At 36.2% G+C, this 911-nt stretch carries 1 protein-coding gene; it reads left to right on the top strand.

The window, feature by feature from the left end:
• Positions 1-96: 96 nt before the first annotated feature.
• Positions 97-911: flagellar hook protein FlgE (gene flgE / locus JG677_RS08340; RefSeq protein WP_200286176.1), on the top strand; the 815-nt coding region annotated here is incomplete at its 3' end.

The following is a 911-nucleotide window of genomic DNA, read 5'->3' as shown; positions in this document are numbered from 1 at the left end:
CACCCACCCAAAATAAATTCAAAACAAATTTTGGAACAAAAATTGCTTAGTATTTTTTCGAATAATTTTAAGCAATACTTTATAAAGGATTTAATTATGATGAGATCACTTTGGTCCGGAGTTAGCGGACTTCAAGCACACCAAATTGCAATGGACGTTGAAGGTAACAATATTGCAAACGTTAATACCACAGGTTTTAAATATTCTCGTGCTGATTTTGGAACTATGTTTAGCCAAACAGTAAAAATAGCCACAGCTCCAACTGATGGAAGAGGGGGACAAAACCCTTTACAAATCGGACTTGGCACCTCAGTTAGCTCCACAACAAGAATTCACTCTCAAGGTTCAGTTCAAACCACAGATAAAAACACCGACGTTGCAATTAATGGTGATGGATTTTTTATGGTAAGTGATGATGGCGGTCTTACAAATTATCTTACACGTTCAGGAGATTTTAAACTTGATGCTTACGGAAATTTCGTTAATAATTCTGGCTTTGTTGTTCAAGGGTGGAATATAGACTGGGATACTCAAAGCATTGATTCTTCAAGAAGCCCACAAAATATTTTCATCGATCCAGGTATGCACATCCCAGCAGCCCAATCAACAGAAGTAGCTATCAAAGCAAACCTTAACAGCGGTCTTAACATAGGCACAGCCAGCAGACCTTTATATTCTTTAGATTCTGTTCATGGATACAATAGCAAAACAAATGAAACTAAAGATGAAAACGATACAGGAACAACTCAGTTTTATACCACTTCTAAAAATTCAGTTGAAGTTACAGAAAAAGGGGTTGATTGTGCTTCTTTATTTAATTCCAATGGAACAGGTTTAAATTTAAGAGATGGACAAGGAATTTGGGTATCTTATGCAGATGCAAAATACTCTACAAACTCTTTAGGGGTAAG

It is taken from the genome of Campylobacter sp. TTU-622 (genome assembly GCF_016598965.1).
Taxonomy (GTDB): Bacteria; Campylobacterota; Campylobacteria; order Campylobacterales; family Campylobacteraceae; genus Campylobacter_D.
Note: the sequence above shows the minus strand (reverse complement) of the source record. Positions and strands in the feature narration are given on the sequence as shown.